The organism is Rhodococcus sp. 14C212 (genome assembly GCF_011058195.1).
Classification (GTDB): Bacteria; Actinomycetota; Actinomycetes; order Mycobacteriales; family Mycobacteriaceae; genus Rhodococcus; species Rhodococcus aetherivorans.
This window is the reverse complement of sequence record NZ_JAALEH010000034.1, coordinates 33,973-58,324: the sequence shown is the minus strand read 5'-3', so window position 1 is coordinate 58,324 and position 24,352 is coordinate 33,973. Positions and strand designations below refer to the sequence as shown.

Genomic DNA, 24,352 nt, shown 5'->3' with positions numbered 1-24,352 from the left:
AGCGACGTGTACTGCGCCGGTGCCGCCCTGGCAGCCCGAACCTCCTCCGCCTGCTTCCGCACCGGCGCAGTACACGTCGCTCGTCGCCCGCGGCCCCGATTGGCTCGCCGAGCGACTGTTCGACCAGCGGATCGTCCGGCTGACGGGTCGTCTCGACCACGAGGCCGCCAACCACGCCGCCGCCACGCTCGCGCTGCTCGACGCCTCCGGCGACGACCCGGTGCAGCTGTGGCTGCACGACGTCGAGGCCGACCTCGACACCGCGACGACCCTCCTCGACACTCTCGACCTGATGGGTGTGCCGATCCGGGCGAGTTGCCTCGGCACCCTCACCGGGGCGGCCCTTGCCCTCCTGGCAGCCGCCGATCGGCGCACCGCCGCGCCGCACGCCACCTTCCACCTGCGTGAGCCCCGCACCACATGTGACGGTCCCGCGGCGACCGTCGACACGCAGGTCGACCGATACCGGAAGCAGTTGCGGGCACTGCAGCAGCGCCTCGCGGACGTCTGCCGCCGCCCCGTGGAGGAGATCGCGGAGGACATGCGCGCGCACCGGATCCTGACCGCCGAGCAGGCACGTGACTACGGCCTGATCGACGCGATCGGCGGGGACCGGGCGCCCCACGCACCGTGACCGCCGAGCACCGGGGGACGCGGCGGTCAGCCGAGGAACACCGCGACCCGATCCGCCAGATCGAGCAGCGGCTGCGGGAAGACGCCGAGCGCCACGGTCACCACCGCCCCGGCGGCGACCGCGACGGTCGTCAGCACACTGGGCACCACGACCGTCGGGGCGTCGCGGTCCGGCTCGTCGAAGAACATCAGCACGATGACACGCACGTAGAAGTACGCCGCGATCGCGCTGCTGACCACGCCGACGATCACGAGCGGAACGGCTCCGGCGCCCGCCGCCGCCCCGAACACGGCGAACTTGCTGACGAACCCGCTCGTGAGCGGAATGCCGGCGAACGCGAGGAGGAACAGGGCGAACACCGCGCCGACGACGGGTGAGCGCCGGCCGAGCCCCGCCCAGCGGGACATGTGGGTCGCCTCCCCGAGGTCGTCACGGACCAGGGTCACGACGGCGAACGCGCCCAGGGTGCTGAAGCCGTAGGCGAACAGGTAGAACATCGTCGACGCCAGCCCCGCCCGGTCGGCGGCGATCAGGCCGGTGAGGATGAAGCCGGCGTGGGCAACCGACGAGTAGGCCAGCATCCGCTTCACGTCGTTCTGCGTCACGGCCAGCACCGATCCCGCCACCATCGTCAGGATTGCGACGCCCCACAGCAGGGGACGCCAGTCGTCGCGCAGCCCGGGCAGCGCTACGTAGAACACCCGCAGCATCGCGCCGAACGCCGCGACCTTGGTGGCCGACGCCATGAAGGCGGTGATCGGTGTGGGCGCCCCCTGATAGACGTCGGGGATCCACGAATGGAACGGCACCGCCCCGATCTTGAACAGCAGACCCACCGCGAGCATCGCCGCGCCGATCAAGACCAGCGTGTCCCCGTCCGCGCGGTCGGCGACGGCGTCGGCGATACCCGCCAACCGGACCGTGCCCGCGTAGCCGTACAGCAGCGCCACGCCGAAGAGGAAGAAGGCCGAGGAGAACGCGCCGAGCAGGAAGTACTTCAGCGCCGCTTCCTGCGAGAGCAGGCGCTGCCGCCGGGCCAGGCCGCACAGCAGGTACAGGGGCAGCGACAGGACCTCGAGCGCGATGAACATCGTGAGCAGGTCGTTCGAGGCCGGGAACAGCAGCATCCCCCCGACCGCGAACAGCACCAACGGGAAGACCTCGGTCTGCGACATCCCCACCGCGGCGGCCTCGCGCTCGGCGACGCTGCCCGGCACCGCGGACGCCTGCGGGGCGAACGCGTCGGCACCGCCGGCGCCCGTCGCCACCGCCGCGCCCGGTCCCTCCTGCGTGGCGCCCCGGGCGCCCGGCTCGATTCCGCGTTCGGCGACGAGCAGCACCGCGAGGATCGAGACGAGCAGGATGGTGCCCTGCAGGAACAGGGTGGGCCCGTCGACCGCCACCGCGTCCACCGCGGCGGTGTACCCGGGCGCGGTCTCGGTGGAGAAGTCCAGCCCCGCGGCGAGTACGACGACGGCCACGAACGCGGCCACGAGACCACCGAGCGCGAGCAGCAACTGGCTCGCGTACCGGCCGCGGCGGGGAACGAACGCCTCGACGAGCACTGCGGCGACGGCGACCCCGAACACGATCAGCATGGGAGAGAGCGGGCCGTATTCGAGGTCGGGGGCCGGAATCGCCTGAGCGAGAACGGTGGTGCCGTCCGAGAGAGTCACCTGTGCGTCCCTCCGTGAGTGTCGGGCCCGGTCCCGCCGCCCGCGACGGGCTCGGCCGGCGCGGGCGGCGCCGGATCGGACTGGTCGATCGTGACCAGGACCCGGGTCACCGACGGGGTGATCACGTCGAGCGCGGGTTTCGGATACACGCCCAGGACGAGGAGCAACGCGATGAGCGGCGCCACGACGGCGAGTTCGCGGGGCACCAGATCGGACACGTGCTCGTTGCCGTCGGTGAGCGGCCCCGTCATCATGCGCTGGTACAGCCACAGCACGTAGATCGCCGAGAGGACGAGTGCGAGCACTGCGAACACGGCGGCGACCTGGTAGCGCGGATACGTGCCGATCAGCACCAGGAATTCGCTGACGAACGGCGCCAGCCCGGGAAGGGACAGGGTCGCCAGTCCCGCGACGAGGAACGTGCCGGCCAGGACGGGGGCGACCTTGCGGACGCCACCGTAGGCGGCGATCGCGCGGGATCCCCGCCGGGAGACGAGGAACCCGGCGATCAGGAACAGCGCCGCGGTGGAGATGCCGTGGTTGACCATGTACAGGGTCGAGCCGGCCTGCCCCTGGCTGGTCATCGCGAAGATGCCGAGGATGATGAACCCGAAGTGCGAGATGGAGGTGTAGGCGATCAGGCGCATCACGTCCGTCTGGCCGATGGCGACCGCCGCGCCGTAGACGATGCCGATCACCGCGAGGGTGACGATCACCGGCGCGAAGTACACCGACGACTCGGGAAACAGTTGCAGGCAGTAGCGCAGCATGCCGAACGTGCCGACCTTGTCGACCACGGCCATCATCAGCACCGCGCCGGCCGGGGTGGCCTGCACCGCGGCGCCGGGCAGCCAGGTGTGGAACGGCCACAGGGGTGCCTTCACGGCGAAGGCGAACATGAAGCCGAGGAACAGCGCGTGCAGCACCACGGCGTCGGCGCCGAGACCGCCGCCGGTGACGGCGGCGACGATTTCCCGGAAGTCGAAGGTGCCGGCGCCCTGCCGGGCGGTGACCACGTACAGCCCGATGACCGCGGCCAGCATGATCAGTCCGCCGAACAGGTTGTAGAGCAGGAACTTCACCGCCGCGCGGGAGCGCTGCGTGCGGTCCCCGAGACGATCCCCGAATCCTCCGATGAGGAAATACATGGGGATGAGCATCGCTTCGAAGAAGATGTAGAACAGCAGCACGTCGAGGGCGGTGAACGACACCATCACCATCGCCTCGACCGTCAGCATCAGCGCCATGTACAGCTGCGTGGTACGCCGCGGCGCGGTTCCCCGAGCGGTCGCGGCGGGCTCGGCCGGTGTCGCGTCGTTCCAGCCGGCCAGCATCAGCAACGGAAGCAGCACCGCGGTCAGCAGCACCAGCACGAGCGCGATGCCGTCCACGCCCAGCGTGTACCGGGTGCCCAGGGCCGGAATCCACGGGTGGGATTCGACGTACTGGTACTGCTCGCCTGCCGGATCGAAGCCGACCGCCAGCGCGCAGGCCAGTACGAGCACCACGGACGCGACCGCCAGCGCGGTCGTCTTGGCGAGGCTCCGCATGCGGGCGGGAAGCGCCAGCACGACGACGGCACCGACGAGCGGCACCACCCACAGGGTCGTCAACCAGGGAAAGTCGTCCACTACAGCCTCCCCAGCACCATCGCCGCGACCACGACGGCCGCGCCTACCAACATGGACAAGCCGTAGGACCGCACGAAACCGGTCTGCAGGTGCCGCATCCGGACGGAGAGAGCGCCGACTGTGGCGGAGATCCCGTCGACCGCCCCGTCGACCGCCTTGTCGTCGACGGTCACCAGGGTCGTGGTCAGGGACCGCCCGGGTCGCATGAACACCGCCTCGTTGACCGTGTCGCCGTAGAGATCCCTGCGGGCGGCGACGGTGAACGCCGACACGTCGGCGGGGGCGACCTCGGGAATCTCGCGCCGGGCGTACTGCCGGTAGGCCACCGCGACACCGGCGAGCACGACGGCGAGGGTGAGGGCGGTGATCACCCACACCGGGAGCACGTGTTCGATCTCGGAGGCCCCCACCACCGGCTCGAGCCAGTTCTGCAGCGCTCCCCCCAGGCTGAGCGCAGCACCGGCGCCGACCGAGCCCACGGCCAGCACGATCATGGGCACCGTCATCACGGCGGGCGCCTCGTGGGGGTGGACGTCGGCGGCCCAGCGGCGCCGGCCGAAGAAGGTCATCAGCATCACCCGCGTCATGTAGAACGCGGTGATGCCGGCACCGAGCAGGGCGGCCGTGCCGAGGACGACTCCCTCGGCGCCGCCCGCTCCGAACGCGGCCTCGATGATCTTGTCCTTGGAGAAGAACCCGGCGAACGGCGGAGCGCCGATGATCGCGAGGTAGCCGAGGCCGAAGGTGACGAACGTGACGGGCATGACGGTGCGCAGGCCGCCGTAGCGCCGCATGTTCACCTCGTCGTTCATGCCGTGCATCACCGATCCGGCACCGAGGAACAGTCCGGCCTTGAAGAAGCCGTGGGTGAGCAGGTGCATGATCGCGAAGGCGTACCCGGCGGGACCGAGTCCCGCGGCGAGGACCATGTAGCCGATCTGGCTCATCGTCGACGCGGCCAGCGCCTTCTTGATGTCGTCCTTGGCGCAGCCGATGACGGCCCCGAACAGCAGGGTCACCGCCCCCACGGTCACGACGGCGAGTTGTGCGGTGGGGGCGAGGTCGAAGATCGCGTCGGACCGGACGATCAGGTAGACGCCCGCGGTGACCATGGTGGCCGCGTGGATCAGCGCCGACACCGGTGTCGGGCCTTCCATCGCGTCACCGAGCCAGGACTGCAGCGGCACCTGCGCGGACTTGCCGCAGGCGGCGAGCAGCAGCACGAGGCCGAGTGCGGTGAGCACGCCGTCGCTCGCACCCTCGGCCCCGCCGAAGACGTCGTCGAACGTGACGGAACCGAACGTCGCGAACATGATCATCATGGCGACGGCCAGGCCCATGTCGCCGACGCGGTTGACGACGAACGCCTTCTTCGCGGCTGCCGCGGCGGACGGCTTGTACTGCCAGAACCCGATGAGCAGGTACGAGGCGAGCCCGACCCCCTCCCAGCCCACGTACAGGCCGAGATAGTTGTCGGCGAGGACGAGCAGCAACATCGCCGCAAGGAAGAGGTTGAGGTAGGCGAAGAACAGCCGGCGCCCGGGAGCGGCGGAGCGACCCGACGAACCCGAAGCGGAGCCGGCGGCGCGACCGGAGGGGTCGGGGCCGTGTGCCATGTACCCGACCGAGTAGATGTGGATGAGCGAGCCGACACCGGTGATCAGCAGCACGAAGCACATCGACAGCTGGTCGAGCTGGAGCCCGAAGTCGATCTGCAGGCCCGCGACCGGTACCCATTCGAAGAGGCTCTGATTCACGGCACGGTCGTCGGCGTCGTGGCCGAGCATGTCGACGAAGAGGGCGACACCGACCGCGAACGAGGCGAGTGCCGTCGCGCAGCCGAGCAGGTGTCCCCACGGGTCGCTGCGCCGGCCGGCCAGCAGCAGCACGGCCGCGCCGAGCAGCGGCAGCGCGGGCAGCAGCCAGACGGTCGACGAGATTCCGCCGTTCATGCCGGTCCGCCCGTCGGGGCGCCGCCGGCGCGGGCCGTCGTCTCGGGCACGGTCGTCTCGGGCACAGTCTCCTCCTCGTGCGTGTGCGGACGGGTGTGGCCGTCCGGGGTCGTCAGTACCTCAGGAGGTTGGCGTCGTCGACGGAAACCGAACGCCGGGCACGGAAGATGGTCATGATGATCGCCAGGCCGACGACGACCTCGGCGGCCGCGACGACCATGGTGAAGAACGCGATGACCTGACCGTCGAGGTTGCCGTGCATACGGGCGAACGTGACGAACGCCAGGTTCGCGGCGTTGAGCATGAGCTCGATGCACATGAACACGACGATCGCGTTGCGGCGCAGCAGGACACCGGCCGCACCGATGGTGAACAACAGGGCGGACAGGTACAGGTAGTTCTCGGGGTTCACCGCGATCCCTCCTCACCGGACGAGCCGCGTCGGGGTGCGTCGCCCGCGTGTGGGCCGGCTGCTCCGTCCGCGGACATCGCCCGCCGCCGGAGCACCTCGCTGACCGACAGGTCCGAGTACGATCCGTCGGGCAGCCGGGCCGGCACGTCGACCGCGTTGTGGCGGGCATAGACCCCGGGACTCGGCAGCGGGGTGGCGCGGCCGCCGGCGCGGAAGCGTTCCTGCGACAGTTCCTGCTGGGTCTTGCGCAGCCCGAAGCGTTCCCGGTGGGCGAGGACCATGGCGCCGATCGTGGCGGTGATCAGCAGGGCTCCGGTGAGTTCGAAGGCCCAGACGTACCGGACGAAGATCAGCTCGGCCAGGCCGGCGATGTTGCCTGCGGCGTTCGCGTCGTCGAGTCCGGCGAACTCCCCGACGGCGGCGTTGCCGAGTCCGCCGACGAGCAGCAGTCCGAATCCGAGGCCGGCCGCGATCGCGGCGACCCGCTGGCCGCGCAGGGTCTCGACGAGCGCGTCGGAGGAATCGACGCCGACGAGCATGACCACGAACAGGAACAGCATCATGACCGCCCCCGTGTACACCACGATCTGGACGACGCCGAGGAACAACGCGTCCTGGGCGATGTAGAACACCGCGAGGATGATCATGGTGACGGCGAGGAACATCGCCGAGTACACGGCCTTGGTCGCGGTGACGACGCCCAGTGCGCCGATCACCGCGAGTGTTCCGAGGATCCAGAACAGCACGGCCTCACCGGTGGACGTGCGGGTGAAGGCCTCGGCCGCCAGCAGGGCCGGCGTCATCGGGTCCATCGAGACCACTCCCCTCTCCGCCGGTCACGCCACATCACGGCCGCCTCGCGGCTGCGGCGGTTCCCGGTCGGATTCGACGGTTCCGTCGGCGGCCGACGCGGTGCCGGGCGCGGCCTCGGTCACCGTGCCGAGGTAGTAGTCCTCGTCCGTCGTGCCCGGGTACATGTCGTGGGGCGGAGCGGCCATGCCGGGCGCGAGCGGCGCGAGCAGCCTGGTCTTGTCGTAGATCAGGTCCGTCCGGTTGTCGTCGGCCATCTCGTACTCGTTGGTCATGGTCAGCGCCCGCGTCGGGCAGGCCTCGATGCACAGACCGCACCCGATGCAGCGCAGGTAGTTGATCTGGTAGACGCGCCCGTAGCGCTCCCCCGGCGAGTATCGCTCGGTGTCGGTGTTGTCCGCGCCCTCGACGTAGATCGCGTCGGCGGGGCACGCCCAGGCACACAGTTCGCACCCGATGCACTTCTCCAGTCCGTCGGGGTGACGGTTGAGCTGATGGCGGCCGTGGTAGCGCGGTGCGGTCGGTTCCTTCTGCTCGGGGTAGCGCTCGGTCTGGGCCTTGTGGAACATCGCCCGGAAGGTCACTCCGAATCCCGCGACGGGATCGAGGAAGTCAGGCATCGCGGTTCTCCTCGGTAATCGGATCGGAACGGCGCCCGCTCCCGCCCTCGGCGGCTGCGGCGACGGGGGTGCGTCGACGCCGCGGCGGCAGCGTCTGGCCGGGCAGCGGCGGGACGGGGAAGCCCCCGGCCATCGGGTCGAACGGCTCGGCCGGCGCCGTCCCCCCGGGGGTCTCGCCGGGCCGGGGGCGGCCGGCGCGCATGCGGTTCCACAGGAGCGACGGCACCGCCAGGGCGACGAGGACACCCGCCGAGGCGAGGACGATCTGCCACCGGTCCAGGCCCTCCGTGCGCAGGACGCGGATCACGGCGACGACCATGATCCAGGCGAGCGCCACCGGAATCAGCACCTTCCAGCCCAGGTTCATGAACTGGTCGTACCGCAGCCGCGGCAGTGTGCCCCGCAGCCAGACGAACAGGAACAGGAATCCCCACACCTTGAGGACGAACCAGAGCAGCGGCACCCAGCCGGAGTTCGCGCCCTCCCACATGTTCAGCGGCCACGGCGCGCGCCAGCCGCCGAGGAACAGGGTGGTGGCCAGCGCCGAGACCGTCACCATGTTGACGTACTCGGCGAGCATGAACATCGCGAACTTCAGCGACGAGTACTCCGTGTGGAAGCCGCCGACGAGTTCGCCCTCGGCCTCGGGCAGGTCGAACGGTGCCCGGTTGGTCTCGCCGACCATCGACGTGACGTAGATGAGGAACGAGGGCAGGAGCAGGAAGACGTACCAGACGCCGTCCTGGGCGGCGACGATGCCGGAGGTGGACAGCGTGCCCGACAGCAGGAAGACGGCCGCGAACGAGAGCGCCATCGCGATCTCGTAGGAGATCACCTGCGCCGTCGAGCGCAGACCACCCAGCAGCGGATAGGTGGATCCGGACGCCCAGCCGGCGAGCACGATGCCGTAGACCCCGATCGAGGTGGCCGCGAGGATGTACAGCACGGCCACGGGCAGGTCCGTCAACTGCAGCGGGGTGCGCTGGCCGAACACCGAGACCACCGGCCCGAGCGGGATGACGGCGAACGCCATGAACGCCGGCACCGTCGCGATGATCGGCGCGAGGACGTAGATGGGTTTGTCCACGCCCGCGGGCACGATGCCCTCCTTCAGGGCGAGCTTGACGCCGTCGGCGAGGCTCTGCAGCAACCCCCGCGGGCCCACCCGGTTCGGCCCGACCCGCATCTGCATGCGTGCCAGGATCTTTCGTTCCGCAAGGATCGCGACGAGCACCGTCAACACCAGGAAGGCGAAGACGGCCACCGCCTTCACGACGACCAGCCACCACGGATCCTGGCCGAACGACGCCGGATCGGGGTACCCGGACTGCGCCGACAGGGCACCGGGAGCCGGCACCGCCGCGGCGCCGAACAGCACGGCGTCACTCATCGGGCACCCCCTGCGACCGGGCGTCGCCCCGGCGGATGCGGACGGTGTCCCCCACGGACGCGGCCAGTTGCCGGTGCACCGCGCATCCCGGCGAATTGAGCGGCACCCACACCACCCGCTCGGGCATGTCGGTGATCACCAGGGGCAGCGTGATCGAGCCCCGGTCCGTCGCGACGGTCACCGGATCCCCGGCATCCGCGCCGATCTCGGCGGCGGTGGCGGCGGACAGCCGCGCCACCGGCCGCCGGGCGGTCCCGGCGAGATGCGGTTCACCGTCCTGCATCCGTCCGCGGTCGAGGAGCATCCGCCATCCCGCGAGCACCGCCTCACCGGGACCCGGCTCCGGGCGGTCCCGCGGCGCGACGTCCGGCGGACCGGCAGGCCCGCCGCCCCAGGAGCCCAGCGCCACGAGCTCGTCGAGGGCCGCCGCGGCGTCGGCGAGGCCGAGGCGGACCCCCATCTCGTCGGCGATCGCGCCGAGGACCCGCTGATCCGGCAGGGCGCCGGTGTTGCGCAGCGCGGCGGCGAAGGGGCGCTCCCGGCCCTCCCAATCGAGGAAGGTTCCCGGTTTCTCCACCGCGGGTGCGACGGGGAAGACGACGTCGGCCCGGTCGGTGATCGCGCTGCGCCGCAGTTCCAGGCTGACGACGAAGCCGGCGGCGTCGACCGCGGCGACGGCGGCGTGCGGGTCGGGCAGGTCGTCGACGTCGACCCCGCCGATCACCAGGGCTCCGAGCGCGCCCGACGCGGCGTCGGTGAGGATCTGCGCCGTGTCCCGGCCGGCGGACGGCGGCAGGTCCGGCACGCCCCAGACGGCAGCGACCTGGCGTCGGGCGCCGGCGTCGGCGACCGGGCGGGCGCCGGGCAGAAGTCCCGGCAGGGCCCCGGCCTCCAGCGCACCGCGTTCACCGGCCCGCCGCGGGATCCACGCCAGCCGCGCACCGGTGTCGTCGGCGAGACGGCCGACGGCCGACAGCGCCCCCGGCACTGCGGCCAGCCGCTCCCCCACCAGGACGACCGCCCCGGGTCGGCGTAGGAGTTCGGCGGTCTCCGCGACGTCCCGGTGTCCGGGCCGGCCGGCGAGGTGGAGGGCGTCGAGCAGGTCCGGTTCGGCGCCCGGGACGGCCGGCAGGAGCCGGCCGGACAGCTTCTCGAGGCCACGGCTCGCGAACGGTGCGATCGCGCACACCGCCAGTCCCCGTCTGCGGACCGCCTTGCGCAGCCGCAGGAACACGATCGGCGACTCGTCCTCGGGCTCGAATCCGACGAGCAGCACCGCGGGGGCGTGCTCCAGGTCGTCGTAGGTCACGGCGCCGGCGCCGGGCCATCGCCCGGCGACCCGGGCCGCCAGGAACTGTGCCTCCTCGGCGGAATGCGGACGCGCCCGGAAGTCGATGTCGTTGGTGCCCAGTCCGATACGCGCGAACTTGCCGTACGCGTACGCGTCCTCGACGGTGACGCGGCCGCCGACGAGCACGCCGGTACGGCCGCGGGCGGCGGTCAGGCCGCGGGCGGCGACCCGCAGGGCGTCGCGCCACGAGGCGGGCGCGAGCGTGCCGTCGTCGCCCCGGACCAACGGGGTGGTGAGGCGGTCGGGCTGGGTGGCGTAGGTGAAGGCCCACCGGCCCTTGTCGCAGTTCCATTCCTCGTTGACCTGCGGGTCGTCGCCGGCCAGCCGGCGCAGCACCGTCCCGCGCCGGTGGTCGGTGCGCTGGGCGCAGCCGCTGGCGCAGTGTTCGCACACGCTCGGGCTCGACACCAGGTCGAACGGCCGGGCACGGAACCGGTAGGCCGCCCCCGTGAGTGCGCCGACCGGGCAGATCTGCACGGTGTTGCCGGAGAAGTACGACTCGAACGGCTCCTTCTCGTAGATGCCGACCTGCTGCAGGGCGCCCCGTTCCATCAGTTCGATGAAGGGGTCGCCTGCGATCTGCTGGGAGAACCGCGTGCACCGGGCGCAGAGCACGCATCGCTCACGGTCCAGGAGGATCTGAGAGGAGAGCGAGATCGGTTTGGGGAACGTGCGTTTGACCTCGGTGAAGCGGGACTCGGCGCGCCCGTTCGACATCGCCTGGTTCTGCAGGGGACATTCGCCGCCCTTGTCGCAGACCGGGCAGTCCAGCGGATGGTTGATCAGCAGCAGCTCCATCACGCCTTTCTGCGCCTTGTCGGCCACGGGCGACGTCAGCTGCGTGTGCACGACCATTCCGTCCGTCACCGGGGTCGTGCACGAGGCGACGGGCTTGCGCTGGCCCTCCACGTCGACCAGGCACTGGCGGCACGCGCCGACGGGTTCGAGCAGCGGGTGGTCGCAGAATCGGGGAATCTGGACGCCGAGCAGTTCCGCGGCGCGGATGACGAGGGTGCCCTTCGGGACGCTGATCTCGACGCCGTCGACGACGACGGTCACCAGGTCGGGCGGGGTCGGCAGGCCGGTGGTGTCGTGGTTGGTGTGGACGCTCATCGCGCACCCCCGTCGTTCGGTCGGCCCGCACCGGCCATGACGGTGGACAGGTGCGGGTCGAACGGGCAGCCGCCCTGCTCGAAGTGCGCCAGGTACTCGTCGCGGAAGTACTTGATCGAGGACGTGATCGGGCTGGTCGCTCCGTCGCCGAGGGCGCAGAACGACCTGCCGAGGATGTTGTCGGAGAGGTCGAGCAGCTTGTCCAGGTCGGCTCCGGTTCCCTCGCCTCGCTCGAGCCGCCGCAGGATCTGCACCAGCCAGTAGGTGCCCTCCCGGCACGGGGTGCACTTGCCGCACGACTCGTGCGCGTAGAACTCGGTCCAGCGCAGCACCGCGCGCACCACGCAGGTGGTGTCGTCGAAGATCTGCAGCGCCTTGGTGCCCAGCATGGAACCGGCCCCGGCGACGCCCTCGTAGTCGAGCGGGACGTCGAGGTGCTCGTCGGTGAAGAGGGGCGTCGACGAGCCGCCGGGGGTCCAGAACTTCAGCCGGTGCCCGGCCCGGACGCCGCCCGCATAGTCGAGCAGCTCCCGCAGGGTGATTCCCAGGGGCGCCTCGTACTGGCCGGGCGTCGTCACGTGACCGGACAGGGAGTAGAGCGTGAAGCCCGGCGACTTCTCGGTCCCCATGGAGCGGAACCACTCGATCCCGTTGTGCAGGATCGACGGCACGCTCGCGATCGACTCGACGTTGTTGACGACCGTCGGGCGCGCGTACAGGCCCGCCACGGCGGGGAACGGCGGGCGCAGCCGGGGCTGGCCGCGCCGGCCCTCGAGGGAGTCCAGCAGCGCGGTCTCCTCACCGCAGATGTACGCCCCGGCGCCGGCGTGGACGACGAGTTCGAGGTCGTAGCCGCTGCCGAGGATGTCGCGGCCGAGGAAGCCCGCGGCGTACGCCTCGGCGACCGCGGCCTGCAGCCGGCGCAGCACCGGCACCACCTCGCCGCGGACGTAGACGAAGGCGTGCGCGGCGCGGATGGCGTACGCCGCGATGACGGCGCCTTCGACGAGCGCGTGCGGTGTGGCCAGCAGCAGGGGCATGTCCTTGCAGGTGCCCGGTTCGGATTCGTCGGCGTTGACCACCAGGTAGTGGGGTTTGCCGTCGCCCTGGGGGATGAAGCTCCACTTCACGCCGGTGGCGAAGCCGGCGCCGCCGCGGCCGCGCAGGCCCGCCTCCTTGACGGTGGCGATCACCTCGTCCGGGGGCATGCGCAGTGCCTTGCGCAGGCCCTCGTATCCGTCGTGGCGACGGTAGGTGTCGAGCGTCCAGGACTCGGGCTCGTCCCAGTACCGGCTCAGGACAGGGGTCAACGCCACGTCAGCCTCCTTCGGATCGGGGTCCGGCGACCGGGTCGGAGGGCTGTTCCGGCTCCGGGGCGGGCGCCCGCATGCCCCGCTCCCGGGCGATGCGCAGGCCCGCGAGCGATGCCGCACCCGCGCTGCCGCCGGCCGCCAGGGCGCCGGGACGCTCGTCCGGGAACCCGGCGAGGATGCGGGCGGTCTGCCGGAAGGTGCACAGCGGTGCGCCCCGGGTGGGCGTGACGGGCCGGCCGGCGCGCAGATCGTCGACGAGCGCGCGGGCCGAGTCCGGGGTCTGGTGGTCGAAGAACTCCCAGTTGACCATCACGACGGGCGCGAAGTCGCAGGCGGCGTTGCATTCGAGGTGCTCGAGGGTGACGGCGCCGGCTTCGGTGACGGCGCCGGCCGCGTCCTGCGCGGTGCCGGCGGCTGCGGTGCGCAGCCCGAGGTGTTCCTCGAGCGCTTCGAGGATCTCGTCGCCGCCCATGATCGCGCACAGGGTGTTGGTGCAGACGCCGACGAGGTAGTCACCGGTGGGCTCGCGCCGGTACATGGAGTAGAACGTGGCCACCGCGCCGACCTCGGCGCCGGTGAGCCCGAGCCGGTCGGCGCAGAACTCGACGCCGGCCGGGGTGATGTACCCGTCCTCGGACTGCACCAGGTGCAGCAGCGGCAGCAGGGCGGAGCGTGGCTGCGGGTAGCGGCCGATGATCTCCGCGGCATCGGTCTCGAGGCGGGTCCGCACGTCCGCCGGGTACCGCTCGCGGGCGCCCGGCCGCACCAACCGGGACCGCTCCTCGGGGCGTGGGCCGAACTGGATGAACACGGGGCCGGAGGCAGGGTCCGGCTCGATCGCTACGCGCTGCTCCGGTGTCAACGGTCCACTCCCCCCATCACGGGATCGATGCTGGCGACCGCGGCGATGACGTCGGCGACCATGCCGCCCTCGCACATCGCGGACACCGCCTGCAGGTTCGTGAAGGAGGGGTCCCGGAAGTGCACCCGGTACGGCCGGGTGCCACCGTCGCTGACCATGTGCACGCCCAGTTCCCCGCGCGGGGACTCGACGGCGGTGTACACCTGGCCGGGTGGGACGCGGAAGCCCTCGGTGACGAGCTTGAAGTGGTGGATCAGGCCCTCCATCGAGTTGCCCATGATCTTCCGGATGTGCTCCGGGGAGTTGCCGAGACCGTCCGCGCCGAGGGACAGGTCGGCCGGCCAGGCGATCTTCTTGTCCTCCACCATGACCGGTCCGGGCCGTAGCCGGTCGAGACACTGCTCGACGATCTTGATCGACTCCTTCATCTCGTCGATCCGGATCAGGTAGCGGCCGTAGGCGTCGCACCCGGTGTCGGTGCACACGTCGAACTCGTAGGTGTCGTAGCCGCAGTACGGTTGCGACTTGCGCAGGTCGTGCGGCAGGCCGGTCGAACGCAGGACGGGACCGGTGATGCCGAGGGCCATGCAGCCGGTCAGGTCGAGGTAGCCGATGCCCTGGGTGCGGGCCTTCCAGATGTGGTTCTCGTTGAGCAGGTCCGCCATGTCCCGCAGTCGCCGCGGCAGCAGGTCGAGCAGGTCGCGGATCTTTTCGACCGCCCCGGCCGGCAGGTCCTGCGCGAGCCCGCCGGGACGGATGTAGGCGTGGTTCATGCGCAGACCGGTGATCGTCTCGAACACGTCGAGGATCAGTTCCCGCTCACGGAAACCGAGGAACATCGCGGTCATCGCGCCGAGTTCCATGCCGCCGGTGGCCAGGGCGACGAGGTGCGAGGAGATCCGGTTGAGCTCCATGAGCAGCACCCGGACCACGGTGGCCCGTTCGGGGATCGCGTCGGTGATGTCGAGCAGCTTCTCGACACCGAGGCAGTAGGCGGTCTCGTTGAAGAACGGCGACAGGTAGTCCATCCGGGTGACGAAGGTGACGCCCTGGGTCCAGGTGCGGTACTCGAGGTTCTTCTCGATGCCGGTGTGCAGGTAGCCGATTCCGCAGCGGGCCTCGGTGACGGTCTCGCCCTCGATCTCGAGCACGAGTCGCAGGACGCCGTGCGTCGACGGGTGCTGCGGCCCCATGTTGACCACGATGCGTTCGTCGCCGCGGTCGGCGGCCGAGGCGCGGGCGGCCTCGACGATGCTGTCCCAGTCCTCACCGACGACGGTGTGGACCGGCCCCTCGGTGATGTCGGTCATCAGCTGTACGCCCTCCGCTCGTCGGGCGGCGGGATCTCCGCCCCGTGGTACTCGACGGGGATGCCGCCGAGCGGATAGTCCTTGCGTTGCGGATGCCCCGACCAGTCGTCGGGCATCTCGATGCGGGTCAGCGACGGGTGGCCGTCGAAGACGATCCCGAAGAAGTCGTAGGTCTCGCGCTCGTGCCAGTCGTTGGTCGGATACACCCCGTACAGCGACGGGATGTGGGGGTCGGCGTCCGGGGCCGACACCTCGAGCCGGATGCGGCGGTTGTGGGTGATCGACATGAGCGGATACACGGCGTGCAGTTCGCGGCCGGTGTCCTGCGGGTAGTGCGCCCCGTCGACGCCGAGGCACAGTTCGAAGCGCAGGTCCGGTTCGTCGCGCAACCGCCGGGCCACCTCGGGAAGGTGCTCGCGACGGACGTGGAAGGTCAGCTCACCGCGATGGACGACGACCTTCTCGATCGCCGCCGCGAAATCCACCCCGGACTCGGCGACGGCGGCGTGCAGGGCATCGGCCACGTCGTCGAAGTACCCGCCGTACGGGCGCGGGGTGCCCCCGGGCAGGGTCACCGGGCGCACGAGCCGCCCGTAGCCGGAGGTGTCGCCGCTGCCGCGGACCCCGAACATGCCCTTGCGGACGCCGATCACCTCGGCGCCGCCGTCGGGCCGCGCCGGCAGCGTTCCCTCGGGGCCGGTGGTGGCCACCCGGTCCACCGGCAGTGCGGCGTCCTGCCTGCGCGCTGCGGGATCCGTAGGGCGCGAGGACCGTTCGTTGTCGGAGGAGGCGGTCACCGGGCCGACCCCCGCACCTCGAGGGTGGGCACGACGGGCCGGGCGGCGGCCAGGGCCGCCTCCTCGGCGGCCTGCACGGCCTTGTCCCGGTCCACGCCGAGCGGCATCTGCTGGATCTTCTCGTGCAGCATCAGGACGGCATGCAGCAGCATCTCCGGCCGGGGCGGGCACCCGGGTAGGTAGATGTCGACGGGAACGATGTGGTCGACACCCTGCACGACGGCGTAGTTGTTGAACATGCCGCCCGAGGAGGCGCACACACCCATGGCCAGCACCCATTTCGGCTCGACCATCTGGTCGTAGACCTGCCGCAGCACCGGGGCCATCTTCTGGCTGACCCGGCCGGCGACGATCATGAGGTCGGCCTGTCGCGGCGAGGCGCGGAACGCCTCCATCCCGAACCGCGCGATGTCGAACCGCGGCGACACGGTGGTCATCATCTCGATCGCGCAGCACGCGAGCCCGAAGGTCGCGGGCCACAGCGAACCCTTGCGCGCGAAACCGGCGAAGCTCTCCACCGTGCTCAGCAGAAAGCCGCTCGGCAACTTCTCCTCGAGACCCATGTCCGACTCTTATCACTTTCGGTCGGTGTTCGAATCCATTACGGCACAATCCCATTCCCTGTCGCGCCCAATACCTGCCGCGGTCAGTCCCAGCCGAGACCACCCCGCCGCCACTCGTAGACGTAGGCGACGGCGACGTTGAACACGAACAGCGCCATCGCGGCCAGCCCGAAGACCCCCAGGGCATCGAGGTGCACGGCCCACGGATAGAGGAAGACGATCTCGATGTCGAAGATGATGAACAGCATGGCCGTCAGGTAGTACTTCACCGGGAACCTGCCACCCCCCGGCGGCTGCGGCGTCGGGTCGATCCCGCACTCATAGGCTTCGAGCTTGGCTCGGTTGTAGCGGCTCGGGCCGATCACCGAGGACACGACTACGGAGAACACGGCGAAGGCGACCGCTATCCCCCCGAGCACGAGGATCGGGATGTAGACGTTCATGCGCCTGGCTCCTCTCCGTGCGAGCCGGCCCCACGCGCCGACCCCGTTGCCCTTGCCGACCTCCTCCGGCCGCTGGGGCCGAACGATCACGATACGGGGACAGTGCCGTCAGTCACTTCAGCCGCATCATTGTGATGTACGGCTCAGCCTACCGGCGTGGTGTCCCGCCGAGGCGGATACGACGCGGCGTGATTTCTCCGTTTCGCCCGACCCGTGCGGGGACGCCGGCGCCGGCAGTTCGCCTGGGCCGCGGGCCGATGCCCGGGCCTGCCGGGCGGCGGGCCGATGCCCGGGCCTGCCGGACGGCGCCCGCTTCGCCGCCGCCCTCAGGTGGCGTTGCGGCCGCGTAGCAGCGCGACGACCGTCTCCGCGAGGCGGAACGGGTCGAGAGGCCGCGGCACCGCGGCCTCGGCCCGGGACCAGTCGGCCAGCCACGCGTCGTCCGCCCGGCCGGTCAGCACGACGACGGGCGGGCACTGTTCGAGTTCGTCCTTGAGTTGCTTGGCGATCCCCATTCCCCCGGCGGGGGCCGCCTCGCCGTCCAGGATCGCGAGGTCGATACCGCCGGCGTCCATGCGGCGGATCACCATCGGCTCGGTCGCCACCTCGACGAAGTCGAGTTCGGGGAGCTCGGGATCGGGTCGCCGGCCCAGCGCCCGGGTGACCTGCTCGCGCGTGTCGGCGTCGTCGCTGTAGACGAGAACGCGCAGGGCGGCAGGACGGCTGGTACTCGCGGTCGAGTCGGTCACGGAGCAGATGCTACTGGCCGGAACCGGGCGGCCCCGGGAGGCGAGCCGCGGCACGCACGGCCCCCGGCCACCTGCGCCCCGCCGGTCCCGCCGACGGCAGGCGACCGGTCCCCGTGCTCACCTGGCGTTACCGGGTGAGGAGAACCAGGCTGCCACGAGGGCCGGTCACACCGTCGATTCTACTCGCCCGGAAGAGCTTCGGAATCTCCCGCCCGCTTCCCCTCGGAACCGGCGGCGGCCGGGGCGTAGCGGTGTTCCGGCAGCACCAGCATGCGGGCGTAGGCGATCGCTCGGGGCGTGGTCGCAAAGACGTGCCGCTCCTCACTGTCCTTGGTGGTGAAGACGCCCAGCGCGGACAGCGGCCGCAGGTGCTCCGGTCTGGCCCCGGAGATCAGGACCGTGATGTGCCGGTGCTCGAGCTTGGTGATGGCGTCCTTGAGGACGAGGGCGCCGGTGGCGTCGATGGCCGTCACCCGGGACATGCGCAGGATCACGACCTTGACGTCCGTGACGTCGGCGAGCTCGAGCAGGAACCGGTGGGCCGCGGCGAAGAACAGAGCGCCGTCGATCCGGTACGCGACGATGTGCTCGCGCAGCAGCTCGTGTTCCTCGGCGGCGTGATCCCCTTCCTCGTCCAGGGGAACCTGCTCGATCCGGGCGGACTTGGCGACCGCCCGCAGCGCGAGAACCGCAGCGAACCCGACACCGATCGCCACCGCCGTCACGAGGTCGAGGGCGACGGTGACCAGGAACGTCACCATCATGACGATCGCATCCGCGCGGCTGGCCCGCGTGATCGCGACGATCGAGGCGGTTTCGACCATGCGCACCGTGGTGGCGAGCAGAACGCCGGCGAGCGCGGCAAGGGGGATCTGCGCGACGAGCGGCGAGGCGAGGTAGACGATCCCGGCGAGGATGACGGCGTGGGTGAGGGCGGACAGCCGCGACCGCGCCCCCGAGCGGACGTTGACGGCCGTCCGGGCAATCGCGCCCGTGGCCGGAACACCGCCGAACAGGGGGGCGGCGATGTTGGCCAGGCCCTGCCCGAACAACTCCCGGTCCGGGTCGTGCCGGGTGCCGACGCTCATCGAATCCGCGGCGGTCGCGGACAGCAGCGATTCGAGGGCCGCGAGCGCGGCCACCGCGAGCGCCGGCGCGAGAAGCGACGTCAGCTCGCCGAGGTCGAGGAATCCGAGGCTGGGGACACTGAAGCCGGACGGGATGGACCCGATCCGCGTGACGTCCAGATGGAACAGCTGCGCGACGACAGTGGCCACCACCACCGCGACGAGCGAGAACGGCAGCTTCGGCAGGTACCGGCCCCCGATCAGGATGGCCGTCGCGACAAGCACCGCCACGGCCGTGGGCAGGAGGGACGGCTGGTCGACGAACTGCCGGACGGCGTCGAACGCGCTCTGCCACACCTTCTCCCCCTCGGCGTGGGCGATGCCGAGCGCGGCCGGGACCTGCTGCAGGGCGATGACGACGGCGATCCCGGCGGTGAAGCCCTCGATCACCGGGGCGGGCATGAAGCGCACCGCCCGGCCGATGCCGGCGAAGGCGAGAACCACAAGAACGACGCCGGCGACGAGTCCCACCGCGAGGACGCCGGAGGCGCCGTGCTCGTGGAAGATCGGCACCAGGACGACGGTCATCGCGCCGGTCGGGCCCGACACCTGGAAGCGGGAGCCGCCGAACACGGCGGCGACCACACCCGCGACGACGGCGGTCGCGAGGCCCGCCGCGGCCCCCAGACCGGAGCTGATGCCGAAGCCGAGTGCGAGGGGCAACGCGACGAGGGCGACGACGAGTCCGGCGGTCAGATCGGCGCGGGGCGAACGCAGGGCCGGTTTCCACTCGCCCCAGCGCGGCATCAGCGCGGCGACCGACCGCGCGGCGCGAGCCAGGACGGGGCCGGCTCCCGTCACCTCTTCCTCCGTGCGCCCGGTCACCGCATCATGCTGCTCTGTCGACATCGACATCGTGCCTCCACCACAAACAATAAATAAGCACTTAATAAAGTCTGCAATCAATGCGCGCGAAGCGCCCCGGTGCGCGACCGGCTCAGCGGCGCACTCGGCCCGCCGGTTCGGCTACGTCCTCTTCGAGCAGTTCCGCCTGTCCGGCGACGACCCCCGTGAGGATGGCGCGGGCGACGCCCAGCAGTTCCGCGACCCGCGGCGACGTCAGCGCGTACGTCACCGACAGCCCCTCCCGGCGCGCGGTGACCAGGCCTGCGCGGCGGAGGATCGCCAGTTGCTGGGAGAGATTGGCGGGTTCGATCCCCACCTCGGGCAACATCTCGGAGACGGCATGCTCGCGCTCGCTGAGCAGCTCGAGGACGCGGATGCGCGCCGGATGTCCGAGCGTCTTGAAGAAGTCGGCCTTCATCCGATAGAGGGGCTGACGCGCCTGCGCGACCATCACCGTTCCCGTCGTCCGAGCCACCGCCGGCGGGCGATGCTGCTACTTGCGTAGTTTAGCAATCAAAGAGGTGGGGTGTGCGTGACATGCAACACACCGGACTCCGGCATCGTCGGCGCCCGGGGCGGTTCAGGAACGCGCCGCGCGCCCGAGCCGGGCGAGGCTCGCGGACATCTGCTCGGACGAGACCCGCGGAAGCTGCACGCGGCGCAGGTACGCGGTGTCGGTCACCGCAGACCAGTCGCAGGTCTGGCTCACCGCAGCGCCCCCGGGGTCCCGGTGAAGGACCACTCCCATCGGATGCCGAGCGGCGGCGTGTCCGGGTCGGCCGGCAGCCACGCCAGCAGCCTGTCCGGTTCGAACGCCACCACGTGGTTGACCACCGGATACGCCGTGCGGCCGGGAAAGTGCACCTGCGCGGAGAAGCGCTGTCCGACGGCGGTGATCGGGGACTGCCCCGCGGGCACGCGCAACGTGCCCGAGCCGTCGATCTCACTGTGCCGCAGCGGGTCCCGCATCACCCCGAACAGCGCCGCGGCCGGCACCGGAATCGTGGCCTCGACCCGGACCGATGTCGTCGTCCGCACCACGCGCACCCGGGCCCCACCGATGTCGCCGACCCGTGTCGCTTCTCCCCCACCGTTCACGCCGCACATCGTGCCACCTCGGCGCGCATCGTCCGGCGCGTGATCCGGGCCGGACGCGCATATCGCGCCGGGCGGCGGGGTATGCGTGCAAAGGTGGAACCGCCACCGATCACGGGAGGAAGCACATGATTGTCCGCAGAATTGCCCGCCCCATGCTCGCGTCGGTCTTCGTCGCCGGAGGCATCGACGCGCTGAGAGACTCGTCCACCAAGGCGGCGGCAGCGCAGCCGGGACTCGACCGGGCGGTGGGCATGCTGCCCGACACGGTGACGGAGAAGCTCCCCGGCACGGTGAGCGAGAAGCTCACGAACGATCCGGAGACGCTCGTGCGGATCAATGCCGCCGTGCAGATCGGGGCGGGTGCGCTGCTCGCGGTCGGGAAGGCACCGCGGCTCGCGGCTCTCGCCCTGGCCACCACGCTCGTGCCCACGACGGTGGCGGGCCACGACTTCTGGAACGTCGAGGATGCGGAGGCCCGGGCCATCCAGCGCACCCAGTTCCTCAAGAACGTCAGCCTGCTCGGCGGGCTGATCATCACCGCGGTGGACACCGAAGGCAAGCCGTCGTTGGGGTGGCGCGGACGGCGGGCCGCACGGCGCGCCCAGGTGGCCGTCGCCGGCGTCCTGCCGCATCAGGACGACGCCGCGGGCGAAGCGGTCACCGAGGGCCTGCACAAGGCGGCCGAGCGGGTCCGGGCCCTGTCCGAGGAGGCGGCGGAGGTGGCCGGCACCGCCCGCGAACGCGGAAGCCACCTGCTGGGCGTCGCCCGCGAACGCGGACCCGAGCTCGCCGAGGTCGCCCGCGAACGCGGCACGCACCTGCTGGGCGTCGCCCGCGAACGCGGACCCGAGCTCGCCGAGGTCGCCCGCGAACGCGGCACCGAACTGCTCGACGTCGCCAAGGAACGCGGACCCGAGCTCGCCGAGGTCGCCCGCGAACGCGGCACCGAACTGCTCGACGTCGCCAAGGAACGCGGACCCGAACTCGCCGAGGTCGCCCGGGAACGGAGTGCGCTGCTGTGGGGCACGGCCCGCGACCGCGGCCCGGAGCTGGCGAAGGTCGCCCGCGAGCGGGCGCTGACGGCGGAGGAGCGTTCCCTGTTGCTGGCCCAGCAGGCCCGTCACCGCGCCGAGGAGGCCCTCACCCGCGCCCGCCTGCAGTTGCAGCGCTGACAGCACGGTACGGTCCCGCACCCGGCGATTCTGCGCGGGTGCGGGACCGCCACTAGACTTCTTGGGCACTTCGTGGCGGCGCACCCGCCGCCCGTCCGACCCCGAGGAGACCCCTTGCCGGCCGATGGCCTGTCCCACCCCGACCATGAGCGTGAGCAGGACTACCTGTCGATGCTGTACGGCCACCTCGACTCCATGCGGGCGTACGCCAAGACCCGGCTGAGCCGGGTGCTGCTCGACACCGGCGGCACTCCGCAGGCCCGCAGCGAGCGGGAGTCCTTCACACAGCTGTACACGGAGGACATCGCGAAATACGACGCCGCCGAGCACGGGCTGTGCTTCGGCCGGATCGACGTGCGCGACGGCGAGGACGGCGACGGGGCCGAGGTGCGGTACATCGGCCGCATCGGCATCCTCGACGAGGCGAACGACTACGAGCCGCTGCTGCTGGACTGGCGTGCGCCGTTGGCACGGCCGTTCTATCTGGCGACGCCGGCGGCGCCGGAGGGCGTGACGCGGCGCCGGCACATCCGGTCGCGGAGCCGCGCGATCACCGCACTCAACGACGAGTACCTCGATCTCGGCGCGGCCCGGGCGCACGACGCCACCGTTTCGGCGGGGGGTGTCGCCGGCGAGTCGGCCCTGCTGGCCGCGTTGAACGCCGCGCGGACCGGGCAGATGCACGACATCGTCGCGACGATCCAGGCCGAGCAGGACGCGATCATCCGGTCCGAGCACAAGAGCGTGCTCGTCGTCCAGGGCGGCCCGGGCACCGGGAAGACCGCGGTGGCCCTGCACCGGGCGGCGTTCCTGCTGTACACGTACCGTCGGCAGCTCGCGAAGAGCGGTGTGCTCATCGTCGGTCCGAACTCGACGTTCCTGGACTACATCGGGCAGGTGCTGCCGTCCCTCGGCGAGACCGGCGTGTTGCTGTCCACGATCGGTGACCTGTATCCGGGGGTGCGCGCGACCGTCGAGGATTCCCTCGAGGCGGGCGCGATCAAGGGCTCGCTCGACATGATCGAGGTGCTGAAGAAGGCGGTGCGGGACCGTCAGGAGATCCCGGCGACGCCGATCCCCCTGGTCTTCGACACCTACCGGCTGGCCCTCGACCGCAAGACGGTCACGCGGGCGCGGGGCCGGGCCCGGTCGTCGCGCCGGCCGCACAACCTGGCTCGCCCGATCTTCGTCTCCGCGGTGGTGGACGCGCTCGCCGACCAGCTCGCGTCGATCATCGGCGCGAATCTGGTCGACGGCGGAAATCTGTTGAGCCGGGACGACATCGACGACATCCGGGCCGAGATGCGGGCGGACCGCGACATCACGGCGGCGATCGACTCGCTGTGGCCGCAGCTGAGCCCGCAGCAGGTGCTCGCGGAGCTGTTCGCGTCCCGGGAGCGGCTCGCGTCGGCGGCGCCGCAACTCGACGAGGACCGGCGCGCGCTGCTGCTGCGCCCCTCGGCGACGCGGGTGTTCAGCGCCGCGGACGCACCACTGCTCGATGAACTCGCCGAGTTGCTCGGCGTCGACGACGCCGCCGAGCGAGAGCGTGCCGCGCGGCGGTGGCGCAAGCAGATCGCCGACGCGCAGGGCGCCCTGGACATCCTGACGGGGTCGGCCCCGCAGGATCTCGAGGACGAGCTGGATCCGGAGATCCTGATGGCGTACGACCTGATCGACGCCGACCAGCTGGCGCAGCGACAGAGCCGCTCGAGCCACGAGACCACGGCCGAACGGGCCGCCGGGGACCGGACCTGGGCGTACGGGCACGTGATCGTCGACGAGGCACAGGAGCTGTCCGAGATGGCCTGGCGGATGCTGATGCGGCGCATCCCGAACCGTTGGATGACCCTGGTCGGCGACACCGCGCAGACCGGGGATCCGGCCGGCAGCTCGTCCTGGCAGCGGATCCTGGAGCCGTACGTGGCCAACCGGTGGAAGAAGGCCGAGCTGACCGTCAATTACCGCACACCCGCGGAGATCATGGAGATCGCACATGCGGTCCTCGCCGAGATCGATCCGCACCAGGTGCCGCCCCGCTCGGTGCGCGAGTCCGGGTTCGCGCCGTGGGTCCGGAACGTCGACGCGGACGGACTCCTCGAAGCCGTGCACGGCGCCCTCGCAGCCGAGGACGGCCCGGGCCTCACGGCGGTGATCGTGCCGCACGACCTCGCGGCGCAGTGGGCGCATCTCCGGTCGGATTCGGTGCGGGTGTCCACCGTGAAGGACGTCAAGGGACTGGAATTCGATTCGGTGCTGCTGGTGGAGCCGACCGCCATCGTGGCGGAGTCGCCTCGCGGGCTCAACGACCTGTACGTGGCGCTCACCCGCGCCACCCAACGGCTGGGGGTGCTGCACACGGGAAAGCTGCCCGAGGCGCTGGCGGCGCTGGTGGCGCCGGCCCGGCTGTGAGGGGTCACCGATGTGCCGTGTCACCGCCTGCGCCGTTCCGCCGGGCGGTATGTTGCGGGCGAACGTGCGAC

At 71.1% G+C, this 24,352-nt stretch carries 22 protein-coding genes; 3 read left to right on the top strand and 19 right to left on the bottom strand.

Annotated features, from left to right (window positions below):
• Nucleotides 1-19: 19 nt before the first annotated feature.
• Entirely contained in the window at nucleotides 20-634 is a 615-nt protein-coding gene (locus tag G6038_RS16385) for an ATP-dependent Clp protease proteolytic subunit (RefSeq protein ID WP_165038884.1), read from the top strand.
• A 26-nt stretch (nucleotides 635-660) separates the two neighbouring features.
• On the opposite strand, the gene nuoN is transcribed toward G6038_RS16385, so the two are convergent.
• The 19 genes from nuoN to G6038_RS16295 form a co-directional block, all read right to left on the bottom strand.
• A complete protein-coding gene (gene nuoN, locus G6038_RS16380) occupies nucleotides 661-2,310 on the bottom strand; it encodes an NADH-quinone oxidoreductase subunit NuoN (protein WP_165038883.1) in 1,650 nt (549 codons plus the stop codon).
• Entirely contained in the window at nucleotides 2,307-3,941 is a 1,635-nt protein-coding gene (locus G6038_RS16375; RefSeq protein ID WP_165038882.1) for an NADH-quinone oxidoreductase subunit M, read from the bottom strand. The genes nuoN and G6038_RS16375 overlap by 4 nt, the downstream gene beginning before the upstream one ends.
• Nucleotides 3,941-5,893: an NADH-quinone oxidoreductase subunit L gene (nuoL, locus tag G6038_RS16370; RefSeq protein WP_165038881.1), complete on the bottom strand. Its 1,953-nt coding sequence runs from the start codon at nucleotides 5,891-5,893 to the stop codon at nucleotides 3,941-3,943. Before nuoL ends, G6038_RS16375 begins: the two co-directional genes overlap by 1 nt.
• Before the next feature lie 112 nt (nucleotides 5,894-6,005).
• The gene (gene nuoK / locus G6038_RS16365) at nucleotides 6,006-6,305 is read right to left on the bottom strand and encodes an NADH-quinone oxidoreductase subunit NuoK (RefSeq protein ID WP_165038880.1); all 300 of its coding nucleotides are present in this window, start codon (nucleotides 6,303-6,305) and stop codon (nucleotides 6,006-6,008) included.
• The gene (locus G6038_RS16360) at nucleotides 6,302-7,108 is read right to left on the bottom strand and encodes an NADH-quinone oxidoreductase subunit J (protein WP_206024867.1); all 807 of its coding nucleotides are present in this window, start codon (nucleotides 7,106-7,108) and stop codon (nucleotides 6,302-6,304) included. Before G6038_RS16360 ends, nuoK begins: the two co-directional genes overlap by 4 nt.
• Before the next feature lie 33 nt (nucleotides 7,109-7,141).
• On the bottom strand, nucleotides 7,142-7,735 hold the full coding sequence (gene nuoI / locus G6038_RS16355) for an NADH-quinone oxidoreductase subunit NuoI (RefSeq protein ID WP_165038878.1): 594 nt from the start codon (nucleotides 7,733-7,735) through the stop codon (nucleotides 7,142-7,144).
• Nucleotides 7,728-9,074, bottom strand: a complete 1,347-nt coding sequence (nuoH, locus tag G6038_RS16350; RefSeq protein ID WP_165038893.1) for an NADH-quinone oxidoreductase subunit NuoH — start codon at nucleotides 9,072-9,074, stop codon at nucleotides 7,728-7,730. Before nuoH ends, nuoI begins: the two co-directional genes overlap by 8 nt.
• 43 nt (nucleotides 9,075-9,117) lie before the next feature.
• A complete protein-coding gene (locus G6038_RS16345; RefSeq protein WP_165038877.1) occupies nucleotides 9,118-11,589 on the bottom strand; it encodes an NADH-quinone oxidoreductase subunit G in 2,472 nt (823 codons plus the stop codon).
• Nucleotides 11,586-12,905: an NADH-quinone oxidoreductase subunit NuoF gene (gene nuoF, locus G6038_RS16340; RefSeq protein WP_165038876.1), complete on the bottom strand. Its 1,320-nt coding sequence runs from the start codon at nucleotides 12,903-12,905 to the stop codon at nucleotides 11,586-11,588. The genes G6038_RS16345 and nuoF overlap by 4 nt, the downstream gene beginning before the upstream one ends.
• 1 nt (nucleotide 12,906) lies before the next feature.
• On the bottom strand, nucleotides 12,907-13,764 hold the full coding sequence (gene nuoE / locus G6038_RS16335) for an NADH-quinone oxidoreductase subunit NuoE (RefSeq protein WP_165038875.1): 858 nt from the start codon (nucleotides 13,762-13,764) through the stop codon (nucleotides 12,907-12,909).
• Nucleotides 13,761-15,065, bottom strand: a complete 1,305-nt coding sequence (nuoD, locus tag G6038_RS16330; protein WP_346772836.1) for an NADH dehydrogenase (quinone) subunit D — start codon at nucleotides 15,063-15,065, stop codon at nucleotides 13,761-13,763. The genes nuoE and nuoD overlap by 4 nt, the downstream gene beginning before the upstream one ends.
• 8 nt (nucleotides 15,066-15,073) lie before the next feature.
• Nucleotides 15,074-15,784, bottom strand: coding sequence for an NADH-quinone oxidoreductase subunit C (locus G6038_RS16325; RefSeq protein ID WP_346772835.1), 711 nt, complete (start codon nucleotides 15,782-15,784; stop codon nucleotides 15,074-15,076).
• Between the two features lie 83 nt (nucleotides 15,785-15,867).
• Nucleotides 15,868-16,434 (bottom strand): NADH-quinone oxidoreductase subunit B, encoded by a 567-nt coding sequence (locus tag G6038_RS16320; protein ID WP_165038873.1) that lies wholly within the window; start codon nucleotides 16,432-16,434, stop codon nucleotides 15,868-15,870.
• 83 nt (nucleotides 16,435-16,517) lie between these two features.
• Nucleotides 16,518-16,877 carry an NADH-quinone oxidoreductase subunit A gene (locus G6038_RS16315; protein WP_010595343.1) on the bottom strand — a complete coding sequence of 120 codons (360 nt, stop codon included), beginning with the start codon at nucleotides 16,875-16,877 and terminating at the stop codon, nucleotides 16,518-16,520.
• A 326-nt stretch (nucleotides 16,878-17,203) separates the two neighbouring features.
• Entirely contained in the window at nucleotides 17,204-17,626 is a 423-nt protein-coding gene (locus G6038_RS16310) for a response regulator transcription factor (protein ID WP_165038872.1), read from the bottom strand.
• Between the two features lie 179 nt (nucleotides 17,627-17,805).
• The gene (locus G6038_RS16305) at nucleotides 17,806-19,608 is read right to left on the bottom strand and encodes a SulP family inorganic anion transporter (RefSeq protein ID WP_165038871.1); all 1,803 of its coding nucleotides are present in this window, start codon (nucleotides 19,606-19,608) and stop codon (nucleotides 17,806-17,808) included.
• Between the two features lie 82 nt (nucleotides 19,609-19,690).
• Nucleotides 19,691-20,050: a metalloregulator ArsR/SmtB family transcription factor gene (locus G6038_RS16300; RefSeq protein ID WP_165038891.1), complete on the bottom strand. Its 360-nt coding sequence runs from the start codon at nucleotides 20,048-20,050 to the stop codon at nucleotides 19,691-19,693.
• A gap of 129 nt (nucleotides 20,051-20,179) precedes the next feature.
• Nucleotides 20,180-20,308, bottom strand: coding sequence for a hypothetical protein (locus tag G6038_RS31895; RefSeq protein WP_276613855.1), 129 nt, complete (start codon nucleotides 20,306-20,308; stop codon nucleotides 20,180-20,182).
• Nucleotides 20,305-20,706 (bottom strand): hypothetical protein, encoded by a 402-nt coding sequence (locus tag G6038_RS16295; RefSeq protein ID WP_240918530.1) that lies wholly within the window; start codon nucleotides 20,704-20,706, stop codon nucleotides 20,305-20,307. Before G6038_RS16295 ends, G6038_RS31895 begins: the two co-directional genes overlap by 4 nt.
• A 116-nt stretch (nucleotides 20,707-20,822) precedes the next feature.
• Between G6038_RS16295 and G6038_RS16290 the strand changes: the two genes are divergently transcribed.
• Both G6038_RS16290 and G6038_RS16285 read left to right on the top strand, forming a co-directional pair.
• Nucleotides 20,823-21,869 (top strand): DoxX family protein, encoded by a 1,047-nt coding sequence (locus G6038_RS16290; protein ID WP_165038870.1) that lies wholly within the window; start codon nucleotides 20,823-20,825, stop codon nucleotides 21,867-21,869.
• A gap of 171 nt (nucleotides 21,870-22,040) precedes the next feature.
• Complete coding sequence (locus G6038_RS16285) at nucleotides 22,041-24,281, top strand: ATP-binding domain-containing protein (RefSeq protein ID WP_165038890.1); 2,241 nt, start codon at nucleotides 22,041-22,043, stop codon at nucleotides 24,279-24,281.
• Nucleotides 24,282-24,352: the final 71 nt, after the last annotated feature.